Here is a 25,098-nt window from a genome sequence, read left to right on the forward strand (position 1 = left end):
GTGTCGCATCATCTTTTTGATGGGTTGAGTAATCACCCTATTCTGCTGCAGCCAAATCGGGTATGGCGAACCTATTCAGGCGGCAAACTTATCGATCAATGGGAGAAGCAAGCTGCTCCGGAAGATAGCAGCTTTCCCGAGGAATGGGTGGCTTCGGTCGTGAAAGCCGTTAATGTTGGCCGTGAACACGTCCAAGAAGGACTGAGCAAGGTTAAGCTCCCTGACGGGTCGATGACGACCTTGCAAGAAGTGATAGATTCTGATCCGGTAGCCTTTATGGGCAGAGCCCATGTCGAAAAGTTCGGCTCGCAAACGGCTGTATTGGTTAAATTGCTCGATTCCAGTGAGCGGCTGACGATTCAAGTGCATCCCGATCGGCACTTTGCGGAAACGAGATTCCACTCTCGATTCGGCAAAACGGAGGCCTGGTATGTGTTGGGGGGCAGAACCATAGATGGCGAAGAGCCTTATGTTTTGTTTGGCTTTAAACCGGGAGTGACGGCCGAAGTTTGGAAGAATTTATTCGAATCGCAGGATATTCCAGGGATGATGGATGCGCTGCATCGGATACCCGTACGTGAAGGGGATATTTTCCTTGTAGAAGGTGGAGTGCCTCACGCAATCGGAAGTGGATGTTTCCTGATTGAAATCCAGGAACCAACCGATTACACGCTTCGGACAGAGAGAACCACACCACGAGGTAACCCTGTGCCGGATCAAGCCTGTCACCAGGGATTGGGTTTTGATGAGATGTTGAATTGTTTTCATTATGACAACCATTCATTGGAACAAATAAAAAACAAATGGTACAAGCAGCCGAGCATATTGCAGGAAACGGACGGTGGATGCTTGTCCGCACTCATTCAAGCATCGGACACAGATCGTTTTACCATGGACCGGTTGAACGTAAATGGTACGTTTTCAAATGAGTTAAACGGTTCCTTCGCTATTGCTATAGTTACGCAAGGAAAAGGAACTCTATCCTATGAGTCAGGGATGAGCGTTATCGATCAAGGAGATACCTTTTTCATCCCGGCTTCTATGGCCACGATGAAGTGGGTTAGTGAGGGAGATTCACCTTTGCAGGTGATCTTTTGTTACCCCCCAATTTCATAATTGTTTGGATTGAATAAGGAAGGAGCTGATGCTTCTTCTTTTTTATTAGGGACAAGCTTTGCTTCTCCTTGTTTGTGTCTGGTCGTTGGCGGAGTAATTGGAATTTCTCCTGTTACATATGGAGTGGAGTGGAGTTTCAATGAAATAGCTGGAATTTGTCAAGGTAATTCAGACGATTCGTTTCATCCCGGCTGAAATTTGAGGGATTAGCTGGAGGATTTCCACTTAATGGATTTTTAGTGGTGGAAATGAACGGATTAGCGGTACTTTTTCAGTTAGAATGTGGGAGTATGGTGAGGAGGGATGGGTGCTCGGTGATGGGATGGGAATATGGAAGAGGATAAGGTAGTAGGTGAAGAGCGATAAGTGTTGGGGATGAGGTGACGGAGGGACATCCGAGCAGTAAAGTCAAGGTCGAAGTCGAAGGCTTACATTGCACTTATTACAACGAAATGGCGTGTGCTGACCGCTAATACCGTTTTTCGTTGCACATTATACAACCCTTTGTTGCGAAAAGGTGCGATGCAAGGAGTTTCATGCATGAATGGTTGCACAAAGTACAATATAGAGGTGAACTGAGGCCAAATTACAGCCAAATGGTTGCGCAAAGTACAACGTAGGATGCTGTTGCATCGATTAAATAATGGTTCAAACGAACACCTCTGATTTTTGAACAAATAGGTATGATTTTTAACTTACCCCTGAACCGACACGTAGTGTAAGGTGGAACTATCCGGATTTCGCAGCGATTCCGATGTTTTGCTACGAAATGGATCAAGGGGGTGAGTCAAATGGTTTCCGATCTGTAGAGATCAACGGCACCTGGGTTTGGAGATATATCATTGTTTTCCTATCGGCGGATATTGGTTACCTGAGTGATGCCCGAAGAGATGTGGGAGGTATATCACACAAGATACGCAGAGATCCATTCTGCATCGCATAATTTTCTAATCCTACTTTCCATCATTGTTCACTTCGTGCACCTGCATGTTGGAACAGTTTCACATGATATAGAACATTTTAGAAAACGTTTACATTCGAAAAATTAACAGTGCTTGAGAACGGATCAAATGGATATATCAACATGATTAGAGGGAGGAAAACAAAAATGCAAAAGTCACTGCTCAGACTCATATCTATGTCCCTGGCGCTTTCTATGTGCCTGTCCTTGTTCGCCTTCATCGTCCCGGCGTCAGCTGATGGTGCAGCGCCCAGACTGCGCCCGATGGAATATCTGACACGCGGCTTGGTCGCTGCCCAAGTCTCAGGCGGCATATTCCTGAGCTGGCGCTTCCTGGGAGACGAACCCGATGGCCTCTCCTGGAACGTCTACCGCAAAGATGGAGATGCTGATTTTGTGAAGATCACAACCATCATACCCCGGGACGTACAGCCAGAGAGCAATTACGAGACAAACCCCGGCATTGTAAAAGAAAACGTCACCCCGTCTAATTACACCGACCCGGCTGGTCTCATATCTTCCATCTATGAAGTGGCGCCAGTCATTAACGGCGCTGAGGGAGTCAGGCAGGGGATGTCCGTACCCATGCTGTCGGCTCTGGCGGGAAGCGCCGGACAGGCCAACAGGGGCGCCGTGCATTATATCCCAATGAAGCCGGCTCCATCTCCTTTGCCGCTCGCGCACTTTACCTACCGCGGCAACAGGTTCGGCCCGGGCACTAATTTGACTACGGCCAACATGGTAATCCCCGGTACGGGCGGCCAGCACTGGTATGTCGTCGACATGGATCTGCTCAGGGCATTCCGCGAGCCGCATGACAACAAAACCCCTGTCAGCGCTGCAGACCTTAGCGGATGGGTCGACAAGCTGGGTGAGTACAATAAGGAAACTTGGCAACCGCCCCATTCGCTCGGGACCGACGGTATTATCAGCGATGCCTTGTACGCAGAGCTGGAGGCCAAGTTCATGAAGTACGTTGAGGAACTGGACGCAGGACCGAAACTTCCCTATGCGAAAACCGGCACGGGGGCCATATATACATCGCAAAGCAGCGCCTACTCCACCCATGACATGACGGTGGGCGATTTTGACGGCGACGGCGAGTATGAGATCGTCGTGAAGTGGCGCAGCACCCAGCAAGATCCTATGTATTCCGAGCCGATCTTCAGTGGCAGTAACAACTTGACCGCTCCCGAGTACATAGACGTGTATAAGCTGGACGGCACGCTGCTGTTCCGCGTCGATATGGGCTATAACGTAAGAGCAGCCAACGACCACGAGACCACCTTGTTTAGCCAAGACTTTGACGGTGACGGCAAAGCCGAGCTAATGCTGAAGACTGCCTTGGGCACTCGCATCGGAAATTGGGATGAAGAGTCACAGTCCGTCATATATCAAGATACCCTCAATACCGTTGTGGGTGGCAATGACGGCTTGAATGCTACCACAGACAAGTTCAAGGAATACTTCGCATCCGGCAACGAACAGGCCCTTAATACCTATTGGTCTCTCCTTAACAGCTTCACCATTTCCTATCGCAGCCCGATAGCCGGTGGCGGCAATGATGGAGTCAATGATCCGACGGTCAAACGGTGGATTAAGACCTACCACGTTGGCCCGATCGGCTCCGCCAAAGACGATCAAGAGTTTTTCTCGGCTTTTAAGTGGGACGGCGAAGCTGGCAAAGGCGTGCTCATGGACAGCGCCAAATATCCGTTTCCTTACAAGGGCAGCATTGACGGCGAGAACTGGGCTATGACGCCAGAATCCCAGCGCGGGAATTACTCTTATTTGGCTTTCCCCGGCCCGGGTGCCGGTAGCTCGACTAGTGATTATAAAGCACAGATCATGGCTGAAAAAGAAGCCTACTGGCTTGAGCACCCCTGGAAGGCGGCCGTGTGGGGCGACGCGCAGGGTAACCGCGCCAACCGCTATCTCGGCGTCGTAGCTGCTCTTGACGGTGTTAACAATTATGCCGTCTCTCAGCGCGGCTACTACGCAAGGACGACTTTTGCCGCTTACAATATCGTGAACGGCAAAGTCAACCTTCAGGCCAGCTTCGACTCGGCCGACCCGAGGTACTGGACATTGGGAGGTTCCGCGTATGACTACCAGAACCGCGGCAACCATCAAACTCAAACCGCCGACCTTGACGGCGACGGACGGGATGAGATCGTGATGAAAGCGATGGTTCTCGGTTTGAACGCCGACAAGACCATGATTCTGCCCAAGGTACTGAACGGCGACATCATGCCGACAATCGAGGGTCAGAATAGCATCCCTCCGGTTGCTGACAGCTTCGAGTTCGCCACCGAAGCGGTTCGGAATAACCCGCTGAATGTGTGGGCTCCGCTTCGTCACGGCGACCGCAGTGCACTGCTCCCGGTTGCCAAAGACAATAGCATCCGAATGTGGTCCGGCAGCGAGGAGCACATGCTGGACGACATACGCAACGGCAAGCATTACGGATGGCTGCCCGGCCCGGAGGCACATGACCCGATGAAGGGCAAACGGCTGAATGCGCAGGGCGAGATTATTTATGAAAACTCGCTGGTCTTCGGCGTATACGCCGGTACCGATGCCGAGGGCGCAGTAGCCGGCAACTTCTCTAACCGCTGGCCCGGCGCGCAGGGCTACTCGCAGAACGGCGCCAGGAGCATGATCACGGGTGAGCTCCTGAACGGCAGCAGAAATTTAGGCAGCGGCCAGAATGCCATCTGGTTCGGTGGCGGCTTGACAGCCATGGCCGTCAACAGCGCTACGATCAACACGGTCAATGACTTGACCTTCGCGACCACCTCTTATCTCGCGACCGGGCTTACGTCGACCGGCAATAAAAGCACTCCGACACTCAAGGCCGACATGTTTGGAGACTGGCGCGAGGAGCTCATTCTTCGGGGCAGCAATAACCGTCTGGCCATCGTCACGACTCTGTCGCCGACGGAGTACGGTATTCGCACACTGATGCACGATCCGATGTACCGCAGCGGCGTGGCGAATAAGAACACCGGCTACGATCAGATGGGATTCGCGAGCTTCTATCTGGGTGACGAGGCAAAGCTGCCCACTATGAGGACGGACATCGCTATTCCAAAGACGGCACCGAATGCCCAGAGCAAAATTAAGCTTACGGGACCGGCTACGGCACAGCCCGGTGAAACGTTCGATCTGATTTACAGCGGGAAGGATCTGGAATCAGGAGTGATGGCCCAGGATCTGACCTTCGAATTCGATCCGACGGTTGTGGAGCAGGTTTACGATCCTGTTACGATGGCCGATAATCAATTCGTTGTCGTCAGTCACAAACAGGTTGACGGCAAGCTGCGTGTACTGGGTGTACATCTTGGCGCGAAGCAGACAGATCCGAATGGGGAACTCTTGAAGCTGAGCTTCAGGACGAAGCCGGAAGCGGTAGGGAATACGTCGATCCTGCTCAGCAAGGCGATTACGGCGGATGCTAACGGCGTGGAGACAACGCTCGACGAAGTGAGCCACAGCTTGAGAATTGAGCAGCAGGTTGTGGTGGATAAGTCGGCTCTGAATGCTTTGATTGCGGATGCCCAGGCTAAGCATGACCAAGCAGCGGAGGGCAGCGGAGTCGGTAATTATCCGACAGGTACGAAGGCCACGCTGCAGGCGGCGATCGATCAGGCCAAGGCGGTTGCGAATAACCCGGCAGCCGATCAGGCAGCGGTGGATCAGGCGACAGCTCAGCTGCAGACGGCGTTGCAGACGTTCCTGGATGCAGTCATCAAGCCGAATGGCGGAGGCGATTTCAACAATGACAACAAGATCAGCATCGGCGACCTGGCGCTGGCGGCCAAAGCTTACGGCAAGTCGTCCGCGGATTCCGACTGGAACTCGTGGAAGCAGTTCGACTTGAGCGGCGATGGCACTGTAGACATTGAGGATCTGGTCATACTTGCTACTCAGATTCTGAACTAGGAAACTGGCAGGAGCAAAATAACAAATACAAAAGCAACCAAAAACGGAGCCCCGCATTTGCGGTCTAAAGGCTCCGTTTTTTAGTGTATATTTATCCGATATAAAAATCGATTCGAACCTCTTCGCTGAATCCAAGCGCTCGATACACACTAACGCCCATCTCGCTTGACTGCAGTACGGCTATCTTGCCGCCTGCGGCTTGTCCCTCACGAATGGCATGCGCGGTCAAAGCGCTTCCGATACCTTGCCGTCTGTATTCTCCAGCAGTAGCTACATTGTAGATGCCAATGGTTTCTCCATCTTGAAAGGCTGTAACCACTCCGGCAGGACGTCCATCCAGGAATCCGACATAATGCCGTAAAATGGCTTGTTTACCGAGCGCTAACGATTCGTTTACTTGCATGAATACCTCGCCAGATTCTCCTTGTAGGCCGAATGCAGGAAGGGCAATCTCTTTGAACCAGGAGAATTCCGCTGTTGTCCGGATAGGTTTGATTTCGAAGCTAGAAATGCTTGGAGCCTTATACGTCCAATCCGTAAGGGAAAGTGACATCCCGGGAGATTGACCGGACTTTTTAAGTCCTTGTTCCTCCAGAACACTTGCCAGCTCAGCCGCATCGGTGTCATGCGACCAGATCAACCATGAGAAAGGGCGCTTAGATGACCGATAATGATCGGCAATTGTTGCGATATCGTTCAATGCGCCATCGGATTTCAGTCCTTCATAGGTGATAATCCGATTGAATAGCGAATGAGGAAGATCGCTTTCGTAACGAATCACTTGTGGTGCCTTCACGAATGACATGCGAGGACAGGAGCCGCTCATTTGCTTCATAATATGAATCATGTTTTGTTTGATGATGTCTGGCGTGCTTATCATGGTTTGACCTCACTGGGTATAGGATTAGGGCCTGCATTCCGTTATTGTAAAGCGTAAAATTTCTTCGAACAAATAACGAAATGTTTATGAGGTTATCCCCATAACTTTTCATTATGTCGCCCCCAACTTACCTGTAGTACAATCCACAGTGCCAAGGTGTTAAAGTATGTTTACCGCCAAAACAATAGGCGAATGCAGCTGCTGATATAAAAAATATCATCACATTCGGTTTTTAAGATGTGTAATAAGCGTCTCAGAGGCAATAATATCTTTCGTAAGTCAGCTGCATGGACGAAAAGGGGGAATTTCAATGACCAAACGTATTCTAATGGTAGTCACAACTGCCGATCAAATAAATGAGAATGAGCGAACAGGATTATGGTTGTCAGAATTTGTAGAGCCATACCTCGCATTTAACAATAAAGGATATGAAGTTACGATAGCAAGCCCACTAGGTGGGAAGGTTCCTCTAGATCATAGAAGTCTAGAAGGCGCTCCTCAAGAGATGTTAGATATGGCTAAATACCTGAAAGACACTATGAAGTTGGAAAATGTGAACGACATTCATTCTTACGATGCTATTTTCATCCCGGGTGGACATGGAACGATGTTCGACATGCCAGATAACGAGGTGCTGCAATCCATGATCCGTACGATGTATGAATCCGGTAAAATCGTTGCCGCTGTTTGTCATGGTCCGGCAGCACTTGTCGGCGTGAAATTGTCAGATGACACGCCTCTCGTAGCAGGAAAAACGATCGCGGCGTTCACCGATGAGGAAGAAAGAGAAACGACTTTAGATAAATACATGCCGTTTTTATTAGAAACACGCCTTCGCGAATTGGGAGCTAATATCGTCTTAGCGCCGAATTGGACTGATAACTTTCAAGTGGACGGCAATCTCATTACAAGCCAAAACCCACAATCTGCGGAAAGTGCCGCTAAGGAAGTTATTCGTCAACTAAATAAATAATCAGGGGGGGCTATTTACAATGAAAAATGAACTTACAACTACACAACAAGTAATGAAACGTTGGAAAATGCACCGCAATGCCTTGCGTGAACTTGTAGCGCTATTGCCTGAATCAGGAGGAACATGGCGCCCATGGGACGGCGGGATGACGACAATTGAGCTTATCCATCATCTTGCGATGACACCGGATTTCTTTTTTGCCGCTATTGAATCGCGCGATATGATCGTCCCACCCGTTCCGTCGACCATTTCGGAAGCTCGTGAGCTTCTTCAGCAGTTAACCGCCGAACACGAACAAAAACTTGCCTCTTATTCAGAATCAGATTTGCAACAAGACGCAACTATTTTTGAAAATGTAGAACCAATCGTAGAAGTGCTTCATCGTTTAATTGGACATGAGGCCCATCATAAAGGACAGCTCTTCGTATATGCCCGCATGTTAGGCGTAACGCCGCCGTTTTATGTCGATTTGAGCGTATAATTAGCAGAAATTCATTCGCATTCGAGAGGGGTAACAACGATAATGGATAAATTTGAGTTTTATAATCCGACTAAGCTTCTATTTGGAAAAGGTCAATTAAGCAGTTTGAAAAAAGAAATTCCCGCTTATGGCAAACGTATTTTGTTATTGTATGGTGGCGGCAGTATCAAAAAGAGCGGCCTTTACGACAAGGTTATTCAGGAACTGAAAGAAATCGACGCTACAGTTGTTGAGTTAGGAGGCGTTGAGCCAAACCCGCGTCTCACGACCGTCAAAAAAGGGATTAGCCTGATAAGAGAAAATCAGCTTGATTTCATCCTTGCCGTTGGTGGCGGCAGTGTGCTCGATTGTGCAAAAGCAATTGCCGCGGGCGTGCCGTACGATGGAGACGTATGGGATTTCGTGCTTAAGAAAGCGACAGCTTCATCAATCTCTGTTCCGATTGGTGCTATTCTAACGTTAGCGGCAACAGGTTCCGAGATGAACGGAAATTCCGTCATTACCAATTGGGAAGAGAATGAGAAAAAATCGTTTAACTCCATTCATGTCTATCCAAGATTCAGTATTCTGGATCCAGAGCTTACCTTCACTGTACCACGTGATCAAACGGTATACGGCATTGTTGATATTATGTCCCATGTCTTCGAACAGTATTTCCATGCCTCTAGCAATGCACCACTTCAAGAAAGAATCGGTGAAGCGATTCTTCACACCGTTATCGAGACGGCACCTAAGCTCGTGAACGATTTGAACAATTACGAATATCGAGAAGTCATGTTGTTGAATGGAACATTGGCCTTGAACGGACTAACCGCAATGGGCGTTAAAACCGATTGGGCAACGCATTACATTGAACATGCCGTATCGGCTGTCCATGATATCCCGCACGGTGGAGGCCTAGCGATTCTTTTCCCACGCTGGATGGAACATGTCGCGGCTGTGCGTCCTGAGAAAGTCGCGCAGTTGGGTGTGCGTGTATTCGATTTGGATCCAGCAGGAAAAACGGATACGCAACTGGCAGCGGAAGCGATCGAGTCGCTCGTGAAATTTTGGACATCCATTGGAGCGCCTACTAAGCTCTCAGACTATGGCATTGATGATAAGGAAATTGAGTTAATGACGGAAAGAGCTATGCTCGCCGATCAAATAGGTAACTATGTTCCTCTTACGAATGAGGATGTCCGAAAAATTTTGAGAAATTCACTGTAATTTATTGAAAATTGGGGCTGTCTCGAAGGTTCATACGACCAGAGAGATAGCCCTTTAATTCATTTCTCCGACCGCGCTTACTGAAGTCAGTCAAAACTATTAAGAGATTCTGCGCCTTTGGGAGATCAAGTGGTTCTCTTAAATCCAGTCGACGATTTGGGGGAAGCTTTTGAACGACTCGTCCCTAGCAGGGGAACTACAGGGCGCTATCTCATCGAAAAAGGCTCTTTTTTGCGTGGAGGGGAACTGTGGGGCGCTATTTGTCCGTTTTCTTAAAGAAAACGGGGTTAGGCAGTCAAATAAGGTCCTGCAGTTCCGCTTGAACGTGTAAGCGGCTGAATTTGCTAGAATAGTGGCCTGTAGTTCCTTTAGGGTGTTGACCAACTTCAAGCTAGTATGAGATTCCCCTTGCTTAGTGTCACAGTAACGTTGAATTTCTAGCGTTGCAGTCCTGAGTGAAGGCACATGAGCCATAACTTTTTGTTATGCATTCTAAACTTAATGATAGTTCTAATCACGCATTCATCATGTTACGGTATGGCTACAGCAGTAAATTAATTGACCTGTATATAAATAAATTTATTTACGAGTCTTTATTTTGTAATTTGTTGTGTATGTGAGAGGAAGGAGTGGCCATGGTCGATTTTGAATGGTACAGAAGCTTTATTGCCATTTTTAAGCATAATTCCGTATCGGAGGCCGCTAAGACGCGGATCATGACCCAGCCCGCATTGAGCCAGCACCTTTCACGCTTTTGAAGGAGAAGGAACGATGGCTCTCCGAACAAAAGTGGATCAGCTATGGCCTGGAACTTCCTATTATAAGAAGATATTGGAAAGAGTTTTTCAAAAAGGGACCACCATTAATCCAGCCCATGTTATCCCTAGCATGCATTTAATTCTAAAGGCCGTTGAGGAAGGGGCGGGGATGAGTCTGCTCCCAACGCATATTTTGAAGGATCAGAATGGGACCAATCCAAGATGGAAAATCATTTTCGAAGATTTGAAGGTTCATAATGAAATATTCATTGGTTTTAAATCCAAACATAAACATGTGCTCGTCATTAATGAATTTATTCAGCGTGTTTCGGAAGATATCAGGGATGAACCGGGAGATGTTCATTTGGCTTCGAACTCGCATTAAATAAAGTTAATAATTGCTTACTTATTGATTTTTCACGGGTAACGACAGAGATTTGACGGGTTAATCTGAAATCTGTAATCGGGATTGCTTTAATCGAATCATTCGTTTGGTTAATGAAGATTTCAGGCAAAATGGTTATGCCCAGATTGGCTTGTACAAAACCAAGGATGCTCTGTCCCAACTCAATTTCTAACGCGATATGTAACGTTTCTCCTCTAGTTGAAAATTCCTTTTCCACCAGCATCCTGACATCGCACCCCTCAGGAAGCATAACAAAGGGGTCATCTTTTATCTCATGAAAGGATACATTTTCTTTATTTCCGAAAAAGGGATGATTGGCATTCACAAATAAGAAAAAGTTTTCTTTAAAAACGGGGGTCGAATGAAAATGATGTTGGACGCCTCTGTCATCAAATAAGGCCGCATCGATGGTACCGTTTTCTATATTTTTTATCAGGTCAAAAAAGCTGTAAAACACCCTGATTTTGAATGCCATTTTGGTATCTTCCCGTTGACTAGCCGCCATATGGTTTGGCAAAAACATAGTTGCAACGCTTGGCCATGATCCAATGACAAGATCAACTTTGCCTTCGTCTTGAGTTAGCGCAATCTCTTTTCTCAGATCGTTTAGTTCGTTCATTATTTTCTTGCTTCTTTCAAGTACAATCTGGCCGGATTGCGTTAGCGTTACGCCAGTGGAGGAACGCACCAATAATTGTGCTCCTAATTCATCCTCCAGGGTGCGAATTTGTTTGCTTAAGGCGGGCTGACTAATATGCAGAATGTCACTAGCTTTTGTTAAACTCTTCGTTTCAGCCGTTTGCCGGAAGGCTTCTAACCATTCGATCTTCACGTCCATCCCCCATAACCTTTGGTTATTCCTCACCTAACTTATCGGTAGTTCGATTCGAAGCTCTAAGATGTTACAGTATGGATACGGCAAACACGACGAAATGCTAAGATGATCTTTTGCATTTCGGGAACAAATTATTTACGTAAGGATACGTGGAGCCCTGGTAATATATCCAACGATGGGGGAACGCATTCCTACTGGGATATTGCTATGTTTGATGGTTATGCTACTGGTTATGGTTAAAAAAATGATGAGGACTATTTCTTTCATATAATGATAGGAGGAACAAAAAATGGACCATTTATTTACACCCTACAAGCTGAAAGGATTGGAACTGAAAAATCGTGTCGTCATGCCGCCAATGTGCCAATATGCTGTCAGAAATAATGACGGAGTCATAAATGATTGGCATTATAATCACTATCTTAGCCGCGCGATCGGCGGAGCGGGACTTATCATCATTGAAATGACGGATATTGAGCCAGATGGCCGAATTACGGATTTTGACCTTGGATTATGGTCTGACGAACAGATCGCACCATTGAAGCGAATCGTTGATGCCGTTCACCAATACGGGGCCAAAGTGGGCATTCAGATTGCTCATGCGGGACGTAAAGCGGAACATGCAGAAGTTCCTGTAGCGCCTTCTGCTATTCCATTCGATGAGACGGAAACATATAAAACACCACGAGCACTCACTACGGACGAAGTCAAGCACATGGTGGACAAGTATCGTCTGGCTGCCGAACGTGCGATCAAGGCTGGCGTAGATACGATTGAAATTCACGGAGCTCATGGCTATTTGATTCACCAGTTCCAGTCTGCGTATACAAACAAACGCACGGATGAATACGGCAAAGATTTGCCATTGTTCGGTCAGCAGGTTATTCGGGCCGTCAAAGGCGTGATGCCTGATGACATGCCGCTTTTGATGCGTATTTCGGCAAGAGAATACGTGGATGGCGGTTATGGGCTTACAGAAAGTATTGCCTTTTCCAAAGTGTATAAGGAAGCAGGTGTGGACATGTTTCATATCAGCTCCGGTGGAGAAGGGCCAATTCTTGCGCACGGGAGACCGGGCACCCATGTGGCGTATCAAGTACCTATGGCAAGAGAAATCAGGAATGCGCTGAATGTACCGGTGATTGCCGTGGGACGGTTAGACGATCCGGCGTTAGCGAATTCCGTGATCGGCAACGAGGACGCAGATCTCGTGGGTGTGGGCCGCGGGATGTTAAGAAATCCATATTGGACGTTAGAAGCTGCTAAGAAGCTAGGAAAAGAAATAGAGTTTCCTGGCGTATATGGCATGGGTTTTGGACTTAAGTAAATCGATCATAATGAGGAGGCAGCCGGTGATCAATCGGCTGTCTTTTGCACGTTAACAGGGAGTGCAGTAATAACAGGTTTAAATGATGTCAACATTATTCATGACGAAAAGGGATTTTGATTTGATTGATCATGAAAGCGTTTTTGCATTACGATAAGATCATGAAACAGACAAAGGGAGGTTATTCTAATGAGTGAAATTGCTGCACAAAAGCAAGCATCATCCGGCGGATTCCGGGTGAAAGTGCAAAGTTTCGGTCGTTTCTTAAGCGGCATGGTGATGCCTAATATCGGGGCGTTTATCGCTTGGGGATTGATTACAGCTTTATTTATTCCAACGGGCTGGATTCCAAATGAATATTTGGCTAAGCTCGTAGGTCCAATGATAACTTATCTTCTTCCGCTCTTGATTGGGTATACGGGAGGGACGATGATTCACGGCACACGTGGTGGTGTCATTGGGGCAGTAACCACGATGGGGGTCGTTATCGGGACGGATATTCCGATGTTTATGGGGGCAATGATCGTAGGTCCTTTCGCCGCGTGGGTGTTGAAGCAGTTCGATAAGTCGATTGAGGGTAAAATCAAGTCCGGTTTTGAGATGCTTGTAAACAATTTCTCATCAGGCATCATTGGAGCTATCCTAGCCGTTCTGGCTTACACGGTTGTCGGCCCTGCCGTTCAAGTCGTGAGTAAAGCACTTGCTTCCGGAGTTCAAGCGTTAGTTAATGCAGGTTTGCTTCCGCTGGCCAATATTCTCATCGAACCAGGTAAAGTGCTGTTCTTGAACAACGCGATTAACCACGGCGTTCTAAGCCCGATCGCACTTGATCAAGCATCCAAAACAGGCAAGTCCATCTTATTCATGCTAGAGTCCAACCCTGGTCCAGGACTTGGTATTCTATTGGCCTACTGGATTGTTGGACGCGGTGCAGCGAAACTTTCCGCTCCAGGTTCTGCTATCATTCACTTTTTCGGCGGTATCCATGAAATCTATTTCCCATACATCCTGATGAATCCGCGTCTTATTCTAGCGGTGATTGCAGGTGGTGTGACAGGTACGTTCACGTTCTCTCTTTTCAATGCGGGTCTGGTTGCGCCTCCTTCACCAGGAAGTATTTTTGCTTACATCGCGATGGCTCCAAAAGGCGGTATGCTGCCGATTTTCAGCGGCGTAATCACTTCAACGATCGTTTCTTTCGCAGTAGGCGCTCTGTTGTTGAAAACAACGAAGCAAACGGAAAGCGAAGATTTGGATCAGGCTAAAGCGAGAATGAAAGAAATGAAGCAAGCCCCGGCTGCAGCGGCAGCAGAGCGTGTAGATGTTCCTGTAACGAAGTCTGCCAACAATGTGCAGAAAATCGTTTTCTCCTGTGATGCCGGGATGGGATCAAGCGCGATGGGAGCTTCTATTTTAAGAAAGAAAATGAAAGAAGCCAGTATCAATATCAACGTCATCAATACCGCAATTAATGATATCCCATCCGATGCTGACATCGTGATTACGCATAAATCCTTGACGGACCGCGCACGAAACAAAGCACCGCAAGCTGAACATATTTCGATTGATAATTTCATGAAAAGCCCGGAATATGATGAACTTGTGAAACGATTGGGCTAAATATAAGTATCTAACGCTGGCATCTTGCCGGCGTTATCTCCATTTTGTTCGTGAGGAGAATAATTATGAGCCTCTCAAACAGGCATCGGCAGATCCTTGAGCTGTTAATGAAGCAAAGGGATGACATTACGGCAGGAGAAATAGCTGCTGAGATTAATGTAAGCACTAGAACGGTTCATAGAGAATTGTCTGAGTTGGAGGCTGTTCTGGGGAATCTCGGCATAGCGCTGCGTAAGAAATCGGGAAAAGGGATTCAACTTCTGGCGGAGCCGGAGAAGTTGGAGGCATTGAGATATCTGCTAGATGGCAGGGTGAATGTGGCCTATTCAGCTGAAGAACGAAGGATGCTGCTGCTCTGCCTACTGCTTCAGGAGGAGGAGCCCGTTAAGCTTTTTACATTGTCCCATGAGTTGGCTGTCACGATTCCAACCATTACGAATGATCTGGATGAGTTAGATAGCTGGGTTAATCGGTCTAATCTCACCCTCGTTCGCAAAAGGGGTTACGGCGTTGAGTTGAGCGGCACAGAAGCTAACAAACGGAGGATGATCTTATACCTGGCGAGAAACGGGCTTGATGAGTCTGATCTCTTTGGAAAAAATGAGAGCCAACATTCACCGTTAGCGCAAAAGCTTTTGAAGCTGATAGGAAAAGAGAATTTTACGAAAGTGGAAGAAGCGCTTTGGCTGGCTGAAGACGAAGGCTTAAGCGATATCTCCGAGGAGGAGTATACCAACTTACTCATTTCCCTCTCGATAACAATTGCCAGAATTCAGATGGGCAGACCGATCGAGGCGAATAGTGATCATCACTCGGCGCGTCCTAGCAAACTGCTTACCCATACCATTGATCACTTGACCGAAGAAATTCCAATCCAGCTAACTCCAGCTGAAATCTCGTATATTGCTGAGCTGTTGGAACCTACTTCTGAACCTCATGCCAATTTACTGCTTCCGATCGATGAGTTGAGTTACATGGAAATGGTATGGAAGCTGATCCGCAGAATGGAAAGAAATCTAGGAGTTCCATTCAGCGATGACCGTTCCTTGAAAGATGGGCTGCTGAGCCATCTGGAGTCTGCGATTAAACGGTTATTGGCGGGAGCTACGATTCGCAATCCGCTTTTGACGCAAATCAAAAAAGATTATGAAGTCCTGTTCGAAGCCATTCGGGAAGCTGTCGATACGACCATCAGTGAAATGGCCATACCGGACGAAGAAATCGGGTTCCTGGTCATGCATTTCGGTGCTTCCATCGAGAGGCAGAAACAATTTAAGCGAAATGTAAGAGCCATTCTGGTCTGCACAAGCGGCATAGGAACCTCGAAAATGCTGGCTGTACGCCTAACGAAAGAGCTCCCGCAAATAAATATTATCGGCAATGCTTCCTGGTTTGAAGCTGCGCGTATCCCTAAGAAGGACTACGACTTAATCATATCGACAGTGGACCTTCCGATCCCTTCCGATCAATACATGAAGCTCAGTCCGTTATTGACGAAAGATGAGGCGGAACGGCTAAGGCTTTTTATTCAAAATGTGACTTTACAAAAAGAGTCTGTTGAACCGATTCCCATGCACCTGGGGGCAGGATCAAGAGATCGTTTGCATCGCATCCAGTTTTATATTAATGAAATTGTAAGCATCATTGATCAATTTACGGTGTTTCACATCGAGCAAAGCTATGAAGACTTGGAAGAGGCCTTGCAGCATATATGCAGCTATGTCAGCAGAGCGGGTGTCTTTGAAGATGTAAGACCTATCGTTGAGCTGCTGCTTGCGCGGGAGAAGTTGAGCAGTCAAGTGATTCCTGACACGGGTCTGGCGCTTTTCCATATCCGAAGTGAACAGGTGAAAAAACCTTCCTTCACTTTGTTTCGATTAGATGATGACTTGCCGTTAGAAAGCGGGAAAAAATCCGGCGTGAGACAATTGCTGCTTATGCTCGGTCCGCAGGAGCTCTCCAAGGAGAGTTTGGAAGTGCTAAGCGAAATCAGCTCTTTCCTGCTCATCCCTGAAATGATTGAACTGTTGAGATCAGGCAGCCAGTCAGAAATTAAGCACTTTTTATCCCAAGAGTTAGCAGCTTTTCTAGAGAATAAAAAATAAATCGGATATGGGGAGAGATCTACGATGAGTATCTTATCAACCAATAAAGTAATGCTGAACGCGAAACCTAAAGACAAATTCGAGGCCATTCGAATGGCGGGCCAATTGCTGGTAGATGCAGGCCATGCTTCAGCCGGTTATATCGATAAAATGATCGAAAGAGAGCAAACCTTATCGACATTTATGGGCAATGGATTAGCCATTCCACACGGCACACAGGATTCCAAATCAATGATCCTTTCTACGGGGCTGTCCATTGTTCAAATTCCGGACGGTGTGGACTTTGGTGACGGAGAGACGGCCAATTTGGTAATCGGGATTGCTGCCGCAGGCAATGATCATCTGGACATATTGACCAATGTCGCGATGATCTGCTCGGAAGATGAGAACATCGAGCAAATCATGCAAGCTTCTACACCTGAAGCGATGGTGAAAATTTTTGAAAGCGGGATGGAATGATGAAGGCTGTACATTTTGGAGCGGGTAACATCGGAAGAGGCTTCATCGGACTGCTTTTGTCACAAGCCGGTTATGAAGTTATCTTCTCGGATGTCAACGATACCTTGGTGGAGCTGCTGCAGGAAAGAAAAACGTATACGGTGCGTTATGCGAATGAAGCGCAAGAGACTTTCACGGTTTCCGGCGTTACAGCAATCAACGGCAAAAATCTGGAAGATGTAGCTGAAGCTGTTGCTCAGGCTGATCTTGTGACAACAGCGGTTGGCGTCAATATTCTGAAGCATATTGCAGGCGGAATTGCCAAAGGGATCGAGCGAAGAATCGCGAGGGGAGCCGCGCCGCTGCACATCATCGCGTGTGAGAATGCGATTGGCGGCAGTTCGCAGCTCAAAGAACACGTGTATGCTTTGCTAAGTGAAGAGCTGCGTGCGAAAGCAGAGACGGCCGTTGCTTTTCCCGATGCGGCTGTGGATCGAATCGTTCCTATTCAGCATAACGAGGATCCGCTGGAAGTCACTGTAGAGCCTTTCTATGAGTGGGTTGTTGATGAGTCGCAAATGCTGGAAGGCTTCTCTCGCATAGCCGGCATACATTATGTGAGCGCACTAGAGCCATACATTGAACGCAAACTATTTACCGTTAATACGGGCCATTGCAGCGCTGCCTATCTTGGCTATCTGCAAGGTTATGCTACGATTCAAGAGGCGATGGCTAATTCACAAATTGCTTCATTAGTTAGGCACGTTATGCACGAGACAGGTTCGATCCTGATCAAAAAGCATGACTTTGAGCTTGCGCAGCATGAGATCTATATCGATAAAATCTTGCAAAGATTTACGAACCCCTACTTGATTGATGATGTAGCGCGCGTAGGAAGATCACCGATTCGTAAACTATCGGCCAATGACCGGCTGGTCAGACCCGCTATGCAAGGGTATGAGCTAGGGATGACCCCATCTTATCTAACTATGGTCATGGCTGCTGCCCTGCTGTTTAAGGATCCAGCGGATCCTGAAGCTACCCAAATTCAAGCGGATTTGCGAGAGCTGGGTCTTGCTGGGACGATTACGAAGTACACGACGATTGGGGAAGAGCACCCTATTCATCTCCTGATTCAAACGCATTACGAACAATTCAAACAAACCGTTGTTTCTTAAGAAAGGGGAGTTACCTCATGGCGAACATGATGACCAAACGTCTAACCGGCATAGCGGCTTCCCCCGGCATTGCGCTGGCCAAAGCTTTTCGATTGAATAAAGAGCAGTACGAGCCCGTGGCTGTGGAAGTGGCCGACAAGGATCAGGAGGTCCTTCGTTTTAGTCAAGCTGTGGAAGAAACCAGACAAGAAATAGAAGAGATTAAAAATTTGACTGAGCAGCGAATGGGTGCGGCAAAAGCGGAAATTTTCGAAGCACACTTGATGCTTCTTGAAGATCCTGATTATATAGATGCCATTGTAGATAGTATTAAAGATGAAAGCATGAATGCGGAATTCAAGCTTCATGAAGTTGCCAGCAGCTTTATTGAAGTGCTCAGCTCGATGGATAATGAGCTGCTTCGTGAGCGCGCGGCCGATGTTCGTGACGTCACAGGGCGAATCATGAGCAAGCTTCGCGGCGTTTCTTATGCAGCAATTACGGCTATTAGTGAGCCGTGTATTCTGATCGCTGATGATCTGACGCCTTCCGATACTGCACAATTAAATCTCGATTATGTGCTTGGATTTGTGACCGAGGTTGGCAGCCGCACCTCTCATTCCGCTATCATGGCTCGTTCCCTGGAGGTGCCTGCCGTTGTTGGTGCAGGTGAAGAGTCCAAGGATATTGCGACAGGTACGATGCTTATCCTGGATGCGGTTGAAGGTGTGGTGCTCGTCGCACCAAGTGATCAAGAGGTTGAAGCGTATCAAACGCGGAAAGCTTCGTATGACGAGAGAAGAGCCGAACTGCGCAAGCTCATCCATGAGCCGACGCTTTCTGCGGATGATCATCGTGTAGAGTTGGCTGCCAATATTGGCAGTGTGGAAGATTTGCAAAAAGTACTCGCTAATGGAGCGGAAGGAATCGGATTATTCCGAACCGAATTCCTCTATATGGGGCGCAGCGCGCTGCCGAGTGAAGAAGAGCAGTTTCAGATTTATAAACATGTTTTGGAGCGGATGGACAACAAACCTGTCGTCATTCGCACCCTTGATATTGGCGGAGACAAAGAACTGCCATACATGAAGCTTCCGATTGAAAGTAATCCATTTCTTGGTTTACGTGCGGTGCGTTTATGTTTGAGCCAAGAGGACCTGTTTCGTACGCAGCTTCGAGCGCTTCTGAGAGCAAGCCGTTATGGACAATTGAAAATCATGTTCCCTATGATTGCTGTCATGGATGAGCTGTTAGCTGCCAAACAATTGCTGCAGGAAGAGAAAGAAAAGCTTTTACAAGAAGGAATCCCTGTGTCCGGCAACATTGAAGTGGGGATTATGATTGAAGTGCCCGCAGCAGCAATAGCAGCTGATTCATTGGCGAAAGAGGCCGATTTCTTCAGCATTGGCACCAATGACCTCATTCAATATACGATGGCTGCGGATCGGATGAATGAAACGGTTTCTTACTTATATCAACCTTGCCATCCGTCCATCCTTCGCTTAATCCAAATGGTCATCCAAGCTGCGAGCAAGGAAGGCAAGTGGGTGGGCATGTGTGGCGAAATGGCAGGAGATGAGCACGCAATTCCGATTTTACTCGGCATGGGACTTCATGAATTCAGCATGAGTGCCAGCTCGATTTTACCTGCGAGAGCCTTGATCAAAAAGACCTCACAACAAGAATGGGCCGGCTATATCCCGCACATTCTGGCGATGGGCAGCCAAGCCCAAATCAAACAGTTTGTAGAACAGAAGACAAGGAGTGATCTAGCATGATATCTCAAACATTCACGGTGCTGAACCCATCTGGCTTCCACGCTCGCCCGACCAAGGTATTCGTTCAAAAGGTGGGGACGTTCCCCTGCAAAGTAAGTGTCATTAAGGGAGAGAAGAAGGTTAACGGCAAAAGCTCGCTTAGTATGCTGACGCTCGGCATTCAACAGAATGACGAAGTGACACTGGAAGTGGATGGCGAACAAGAGGAACAAGCGATGCAAGAGCTGGGAGCTTTGTTGACGCATATATTTGAGGAGTAAAAGGGTTCTGGTGAAAAACGGAAGTGTGAGCGTATGCTCATACTTCCGTTTTTTCACATCTTTGTGAGAACGGAATATGCTTTAAGCAGCACGTAAGGTAAACATCCGCATCAATTCAATCGAAAAATGGTATCGTTCCTTTGTGTGGATGATCCACCAAGGTTAATGTAGATAGAAGATCTCCTGTTAATCTGTGCTGCTTAGCAGCAGGGCAAAGAAATAACTGTAGAAACTCAATCTAAATCATCGATAGGATACGAATTTGGGTAAAATCGGCAAAATTAACGCCAGGCAATCCAGCTACTTAGAAAAAAGATGAACAATTGCAGCAAATAGCAGGAGGAATCGGCGTTAACTATGAGTGATATACGTTGTGAGTAAAGGCTAACTTTGCGGTTGGCCTTTTTGGGCTGAGTGGCGGCAGATGGGAGTGACCAAGGGGAACTACAGGGCTCTATTTCTGCGGAATGGGCACTTTTCCACAAGCGAGGGGAACTACGGTCACTTATTTCAGTGGATTTCACATGAGAATGGCCCGCGGAAGCCAAATAAAGCCCTGTAGTTCCGTTTCAAGTGAAATCAGCTCGTTTTTCGCAAAATAGCGGACTCATGTTCCCTTTGGTGAACCGTTCACAGAATTCCCTTTAAATTTTAGAAAGTTGTTCAGTCTTACGGGTTTTCTGTTTTAGAAACAACTTGTTTACAAGTTAGAAAAGTGCTCATGACATCCTTGTTTTATAAATAGAAGAGAGAAATGAACAGGGAGAGGAACCGTATGATGCGAGATGACGCTGCTTTTAATGCTCTATATGAGCAATATTATACAGATGTTTATTATTTCACTTTTTCGGTATTGAAAGACCATTTTCTGGCCCAGGATGCGGTGCAGGAAACGTTCTTGAAGGTATTCCGGTATTTCAACTCGATCAAGGTGGAAGAAAAGAAAGCATCTTGGCTTTTCACAATTACTAGAAACACGGCGATTGATTTCTATCGGAAGCGGCTTAAATCGTTGGAGACATCACATGAAAAAATGGAGTCGATTGCCATAGCGGCAGAAGCTGGGGCACCAGACCCCATGGAAAAGAAGTCCATTCGTGAGCAAATCTCAGCATTAGAACCTCAGTTTCAGCAGTCGCTTTTGTTAGTCTATGAACAAGGGCTGACCTATGAACAGCTTGCTGCGTATCAGAATACGACGGTCAGCGCGGTTAAGTCCAAGCTGCATCGAGCGAAAAAAAAGCTGCGTTCTTTGGCTCAATAAACGGCTAACAGATCCTTTGCTCTTCTGAAGAGCAGAGGATTTTTTCGTGCCCATCCTATAAAAGTATTTGATACGCACGTGTTATCGTGTATCATCAGGTAATGATACGCAGGTCATGAACGAGGAGGTCGACGATGCTAAGCAAATGGTTCATCCATCGAAGCAGCATTCAAAATAAGTTTCTCATATCGACAATATGTCTCATCCTTGTTCCGTTAGGCATCTTTGGCTTCATTACGCTGCAAATTTCCAAAAGCTCGATTGAATCGCAAGTGAGCCAATCCAATCTCAAAACATTGGGCCAGATTGCAGAGAAGACGGATATGCTGCTGGATGATGTCATCGCGGTTTCCAATACGTTTTATCTCAATGACGAGATCAACCATGCTTTTACGACGGAAATTATGGAAAACAGCTATGAAGAAGCACATCTTCGGGCGGCTTTTGACAGGCTGCTGACGAATTCGATTTATTCCTTCGGAAAGCTCCAATATCATGTTACGCTTCTTGGCCTGAATGGACTGGAGCAGTCCACGAATCCGCTATATAAAAACATCCGAATGCGAGATATTGTAAACGAACCTTGGTTCAAGATGGCTGCTGAGGCTAAGGGCCGCATTCTCTGGATTACGGAGCCGATTCCTGGTCTTATGCCGACAGAGGACGGGGGGCGCAGCACCTTTCACGCGGTAAGGATCAGTAACCGTTTTGAAACCGGCGCTCCTACCGGGCTTGTCATGATTAGTGTAAACGCAACCACCATAAGAAGCTTATATGAAAGTGCGCTGGACGAGCAGCGGGAAATTGTGATCATTGGTGACGATGGCCGTGTGATCTCTTCCCAGGCCAATGGAAAGATACAAAGCAATGTGAAGGACCGTTCGTATTACTGGAAAATTCAGCAGTATGAATCGGGTTATTTCATTGATCGTGAGAATGATACGGAGCAATTGATTTCTTTTCAGACAATCGGCAAAACAGGCTGGAAGCTGGTTTCGTATACACCGACCAAAGTTGTTCTTAACAGTTTGAATCAAATTCAATTCATTGTCTCTATTGTTTTTATGATTGTTGTTCTTCTCTCCATCGGTGCATCCTATATGATAGCCAAACGACTTGCTATTCCGATCAAACGGTTGTATCGCGATTTCACTCGCGTAGAAACGGGAGATTTATCGGTGCGGACTCCGATTCATCAGGATGATGAAATTGGTTTGCTGACGCGGAAATTTAATCAAATGGTGGCCAGATTGAATGAGCTGATGCAAGGGATTACCGTTGAGCAGCAGCAAAAAAGGCATGCCGAGCTTCAGGCGCTGCAATCGCAAATTAATCCGCATTTTCTGTATAATACGCTAACTTCGATACGATTCATGCTGCACAAGCACAGCAGCGACAAAGTCGATTCGGTTATTGTGGCGCTGGTGAAGCTGCTGAAACAATCAATCTCCAAGCATGACGAGTTAATACCGATCGAAGAGGAAATCTCCATGCTGCGCAATTATATGTACATCCAGCAAATCAGGCAGGGAGATAAACTGGAGGTGCATTACGACCTTGATGACGATATTATGCCGTTCAAAACGATCAAACTCATCCTGCAGCCGTTGGTCGAGAATGCGATTTTCCATGGGCTGGAGCCGAAGCTCGGGAAGAGAACGCTGTGGATCACAGGGAAGCTGCATGAGGGAGACATCCAGTTTGAAATCAGAGATGACGGTGTTGGGATGGAATCAACTGGTAAAGCCGGCGTATATTTAGACGAGCATTCCGGAGAGGGACAAGCCGCCCATCGAGGCGGATTGCGGAATGTATATGAGCGAATTCAATTGTATTACGGCGCGAAATATGGACTAACGGTGGAATCAGAGCCGGGAGTGGGAACAAAGGTATTGGTTCTTATTCCAGCATGGTATAAGTGGAAGGAGATGAATGAATAATGAATATTCTCATCGTGGATGATGAACCAATCTTTCGGGAATGGTTTCAAATGACTGTGGCTAGGCTCGGTGAGCGTTACCATATTGCTGGAGAGGCCGCCAATGGTCTAGAGGCGTTAGATTTTTGCCAGTCGCAGCATGTTGATTTGGTCGTGACGGATATCAAAATGCCGGGGATGAACGGCATTGAACTGATTAAGCGTTTGAAGGAGGAAATGCCGAGAATCCGTGTGGTCATTTTCAGCTCCTATAATGAGTTTCAGTTCGCAGCCGAGGCGCTTAAATTCGGAGCAAGTGAATACATCCTTAAAGCGGAAATTACGCTTCAGAGTTTGGACGAGGTCCTGCTTAAGATCGGAAAGGATATTGAACTGGACCATAGTAAGCTGGTCGAAATGAACTCGCTTCGCAGTCTGCTGAATCAGAACCAACTGGCGCTTCGCACGGCGTATTTCAAGGAGCTGCTGCAAGGAAATCAACAGGAACTGAATGATTTTCACGATAAAATGGTGCTGTTCGGCACGGGAGTAACAGAGAGAAACTTGACGGTGCTTGCGTTAGGTTTGCTTCCGGGCTCGGAGCTGAAAATTCAAGAGGAAGATTTGCGCATCCTTGCGGTCACCAATATCGTCAACGAGACTTTGATGAATGAAGCCGGCAATGGCTGTTCTTTTCTCTATGAGGAAAATGTGGTGATGCTGCTGGTCAATATCAAGAGCACGAGCATGAAATCGCAAAGGGAGTCCTTGCTGCTGCTGGCCAACCGGGTAACGGAAAATTTGCGGAAGTTTATCGGTCTACATTCTGCGATTAGCATCAGTACGACGTACAGCCGCCTTTCCTTCCTGCCGGAACAAGCTAGAGAGGCGTTGGAATCGCTCCACCTGCCCTTGTTTTACGAAGATCGCAGCATCGTTTTTTGCCAGTCTCCAAGTTCTGGCGGTCAACCGGACACGATCCCTGTGCCGGATTCCTTTCATCGATTCTTGGACATGGGCCAAATTCGAGAGGTATTAGAAGCTTGCAGGCAGTTCATGAACGAAATGACGGAACATAAAGCACTGAACGCTAAACAAGCTAGGGCGCTATCCCTTGAGCTAACCTATGCCATGGTGAATAAAGCAAGAGCGTATCAAGTGCCTGCCGCTAAGCTTGATCTGTTGTATAGCGAAGCGCACATGGAAGTGATGCGGCTGAAAACTTTTCGAGAGCTCAGAGGTTGGACGGAGAACATGGTTGACACCATTGTGCAGTGGATTGAGCTGCATCGGCGCAAATATGGAGAAGCCGTCCAGAATGCCTGTGATTTTATTCAAAGGCACTTCTCAGAGGAGCTTTCGCTTCAGCAAGTGGCCGACCATGTTCACTTGAGCCGGAACTATTTTAGCGAGCTTTTTAAAAAGGAAACGGGGCTGAATTTCAACGAGTACCTGATGCAAGTAAGATTAGAGCAGGCGATGAACCTGCTGAGTACCAAAGCGTTGAAAGTTTCGGAGGCAGCCGTGCAAGTGGGCTACGCAAACGCCAGTTATTTTATTAAAATGTTTAAAAAATATACAGGATTTTCGCCCTCTGAATACATGGAGCTGCACAATAGAGCTTAGGAACGCCAGACATCGCTTCAATTGCGGTGTTTTTTTGTTCG

The 25,098-nt window shown here is 47.2% G+C and carries 19 protein-coding genes; 17 read left to right on the plus strand and 2 right to left on the minus strand.

What is annotated here, in order from left to right; translation table 11 throughout:
- Together AC3WTJ_RS12550 and AC3WTJ_RS12555 are read left to right on the plus strand one after the other, a co-directional pair.
- Nucleotides 1–1,116, plus strand: coding sequence for a type I phosphomannose isomerase catalytic subunit (locus AC3WTJ_RS12550; RefSeq protein WP_492522023.1), 1,116 nt, complete (start codon nucleotides 1–3; stop codon nucleotides 1,114–1,116).
- 1,108 nt (nucleotides 1,117–2,224) lie between these two features.
- Nucleotides 2,225–6,022, plus strand: coding sequence for a rhamnogalacturonan lyase family protein (locus tag AC3WTJ_RS12555; protein ID WP_492522024.1), 3,798 nt, complete (start codon nucleotides 2,225–2,227; stop codon nucleotides 6,020–6,022).
- A gap of 91 nt (nucleotides 6,023–6,113) precedes the next feature.
- Here the strand turns inward: AC3WTJ_RS12555 and AC3WTJ_RS12560 are convergent, their stop codons facing one another.
- Complete coding sequence (locus tag AC3WTJ_RS12560) at nucleotides 6,114–6,902, minus strand: GNAT family N-acetyltransferase (protein ID WP_492522025.1); 789 nt, start codon at nucleotides 6,900–6,902, stop codon at nucleotides 6,114–6,116.
- A 310-nt stretch (nucleotides 6,903–7,212) separates the two neighbouring features.
- Here AC3WTJ_RS12560 and AC3WTJ_RS12565 point away from each other — a divergent pair, with 310 nt between their 5' ends.
- The 5 genes from AC3WTJ_RS12565 to AC3WTJ_RS12585 all read left to right on the plus strand — a co-directional run bounded on the left by AC3WTJ_RS12565 (nucleotide 7,213) and on the right by AC3WTJ_RS12585 (nucleotide 10,708).
- Complete coding sequence (locus tag AC3WTJ_RS12565; protein WP_492522026.1) at nucleotides 7,213–7,875, plus strand: type 1 glutamine amidotransferase domain-containing protein; 663 nt, start codon at nucleotides 7,213–7,215, stop codon at nucleotides 7,873–7,875.
- Nucleotides 7,876–7,894: 19 nt separating this feature from the next.
- The gene (locus AC3WTJ_RS12570) at nucleotides 7,895–8,356 is read left to right on the plus strand and encodes a DinB family protein (protein ID WP_127449019.1); all 462 of its coding nucleotides are present in this window, start codon (nucleotides 7,895–7,897) and stop codon (nucleotides 8,354–8,356) included.
- 42 nt (nucleotides 8,357–8,398) lie between these two features.
- Nucleotides 8,399–9,565, plus strand: coding sequence for an iron-containing alcohol dehydrogenase (locus AC3WTJ_RS12575; protein WP_492522027.1), 1,167 nt, complete (start codon nucleotides 8,399–8,401; stop codon nucleotides 9,563–9,565).
- 635 nt (nucleotides 9,566–10,200) lie between these two features.
- The gene (locus tag AC3WTJ_RS12580; RefSeq protein ID WP_492522028.1) at nucleotides 10,201–10,323 is read left to right on the plus strand and encodes a LysR family transcriptional regulator; all 123 of its coding nucleotides are present in this window, start codon (nucleotides 10,201–10,203) and stop codon (nucleotides 10,321–10,323) included.
- Nucleotides 10,324–10,336: 13 nt separating this feature from the next.
- The gene (locus AC3WTJ_RS12585; protein ID WP_492522029.1) at nucleotides 10,337–10,708 is read left to right on the plus strand and encodes a LysR substrate-binding domain-containing protein; all 372 of its coding nucleotides are present in this window, start codon (nucleotides 10,337–10,339) and stop codon (nucleotides 10,706–10,708) included.
- Here the strand turns inward: AC3WTJ_RS12585 and AC3WTJ_RS12590 are convergent.
- Complete coding sequence (locus AC3WTJ_RS12590) at nucleotides 10,662–11,561, minus strand: LysR family transcriptional regulator (protein WP_492522030.1); 900 nt, start codon at nucleotides 11,559–11,561, stop codon at nucleotides 10,662–10,664. The genes AC3WTJ_RS12585 and AC3WTJ_RS12590 overlap by 47 nt on opposite strands.
- Nucleotides 11,562–11,853: 292 nt before the next feature.
- Here AC3WTJ_RS12590 and AC3WTJ_RS12595 point away from each other — a divergent pair, with 292 nt between their 5' ends.
- The 10 genes from AC3WTJ_RS12595 (at nucleotide 11,854) to AC3WTJ_RS12640 (ending at nucleotide 25,057) form a co-directional block, all read left to right on the plus strand.
- Complete coding sequence (locus AC3WTJ_RS12595; RefSeq protein WP_492522031.1) at nucleotides 11,854–12,891, plus strand: NADH:flavin oxidoreductase/NADH oxidase; 1,038 nt, start codon at nucleotides 11,854–11,856, stop codon at nucleotides 12,889–12,891.
- A gap of 189 nt (nucleotides 12,892–13,080) precedes the next feature.
- Nucleotides 13,081–14,511, plus strand: a complete 1,431-nt coding sequence (locus AC3WTJ_RS12600) for a PTS mannitol transporter subunit IIBC (RefSeq protein WP_127449027.1) — start codon at nucleotides 13,081–13,083, stop codon at nucleotides 14,509–14,511.
- A gap of 65 nt (nucleotides 14,512–14,576) precedes the next feature.
- On the plus strand, nucleotides 14,577–16,616 hold the full coding sequence (locus tag AC3WTJ_RS12605) for a BglG family transcription antiterminator (protein WP_492522032.1): 2,040 nt from the start codon (nucleotides 14,577–14,579) through the stop codon (nucleotides 16,614–16,616).
- 24 nt (nucleotides 16,617–16,640) lie between these two features.
- The gene (locus AC3WTJ_RS12610; RefSeq protein WP_492522033.1) at nucleotides 16,641–17,075 is read left to right on the plus strand and encodes a PTS mannitol transporter subunit IIA; all 435 of its coding nucleotides are present in this window, start codon (nucleotides 16,641–16,643) and stop codon (nucleotides 17,073–17,075) included.
- Nucleotides 17,075–18,232 carry a mannitol-1-phosphate 5-dehydrogenase gene (locus tag AC3WTJ_RS12615; RefSeq protein ID WP_492522231.1) on the plus strand — a complete coding sequence of 386 codons (1,158 nt, stop codon included), beginning with the start codon at nucleotides 17,075–17,077 and terminating at the stop codon, nucleotides 18,230–18,232. Before AC3WTJ_RS12610 ends, AC3WTJ_RS12615 begins: the two co-directional genes overlap by 1 nt.
- A 29-nt stretch (nucleotides 18,233–18,261) precedes the next feature.
- Nucleotides 18,262–19,989, plus strand: a complete 1,728-nt coding sequence (gene ptsP, locus AC3WTJ_RS12620) for a phosphoenolpyruvate--protein phosphotransferase (RefSeq protein ID WP_492522232.1) — start codon at nucleotides 18,262–18,264, stop codon at nucleotides 19,987–19,989.
- Nucleotides 19,986–20,249 (plus strand): HPr family phosphocarrier protein, encoded by a 264-nt coding sequence (locus AC3WTJ_RS12625; protein ID WP_315948663.1) that lies wholly within the window; start codon nucleotides 19,986–19,988, stop codon nucleotides 20,247–20,249. The genes ptsP and AC3WTJ_RS12625 overlap by 4 nt, the downstream gene beginning before the upstream one ends.
- A 775-nt stretch (nucleotides 20,250–21,024) precedes the next feature.
- Nucleotides 21,025–21,513: an RNA polymerase sigma factor gene (locus AC3WTJ_RS12630; RefSeq protein WP_492522034.1), complete on the plus strand. Its 489-nt coding sequence runs from the start codon at nucleotides 21,025–21,027 to the stop codon at nucleotides 21,511–21,513.
- Nucleotides 21,514–21,647: 134 nt separating this feature from the next.
- Nucleotides 21,648–23,453, plus strand: coding sequence for a cache domain-containing sensor histidine kinase (locus AC3WTJ_RS12635; RefSeq protein ID WP_492522035.1), 1,806 nt, complete (start codon nucleotides 21,648–21,650; stop codon nucleotides 23,451–23,453).
- On the plus strand, nucleotides 23,453–25,057 hold the full coding sequence (locus AC3WTJ_RS12640) for a response regulator transcription factor (protein ID WP_492522036.1): 1,605 nt from the start codon (nucleotides 23,453–23,455) through the stop codon (nucleotides 25,055–25,057). The genes AC3WTJ_RS12635 and AC3WTJ_RS12640 overlap by 1 nt, the downstream gene beginning before the upstream one ends.
- Nucleotides 25,058–25,098: the final 41 nt, after the last annotated feature.

The sequence above is a fragment of the Paenibacillus sp. FW101-FHT12H11 genome, from assembly GCF_058790355.1.